1 protein-coding gene is annotated in these 390 nt (G+C 60.3%); it reads left to right on the top strand.

What is annotated here, in order from left to right:
- Nucleotides 1-390 (top strand): collagen-like domain-containing protein (locus AZF04_RS21820; protein WP_268753426.1); only part of this gene is annotated, 390 nt, incomplete at both ends.

The raw sequence follows: 390 nt of genomic DNA, 5'->3' as shown, positions 1-390 counted from the left end.
AGGAGCAATAGGCCCAACGGGAGCAACAGGAGTCACTGGAGTAACCGGCCCCACAGGGGTGACTGGAGCCACCGGAGCAACCGGGGTCACAGGAGTGACAGGGTCAACGGGAGTCACTGGCGCTACCGGAGCAACAGGGGTTACAGGAGTAACCGGAATAACAGGCTTGACAGGAATTACAGGGCCAACGGGAGTCACGGGTCCTACTGGAACAACAGGAGCAACGGGTCCAACCGGTCCAACCGGGTTAACCGGGGTAACAGGCCCGACCGGCTCAACGGGAGTCACAGGAGTTACTGGTTTGACCGGAGTAACAGGTGTAACGGGACCAACTGGTCCCATAGGAATAACCGGAGTAACAGGCCCACCGGGGTCAACTGGCGCGACGGG

Source organism: Alkalihalobacillus trypoxylicola (assembly GCF_001590785.1).
Classification (GTDB): domain Bacteria; phylum Bacillota; class Bacilli; order Bacillales; family Bacillaceae_D; genus Alkalihalobacillus; species Alkalihalobacillus trypoxylicola.
The sequence above is the reverse complement of the archived record's forward strand: the minus strand, read 5'-3'. Positions and strand labels throughout refer to the sequence as shown.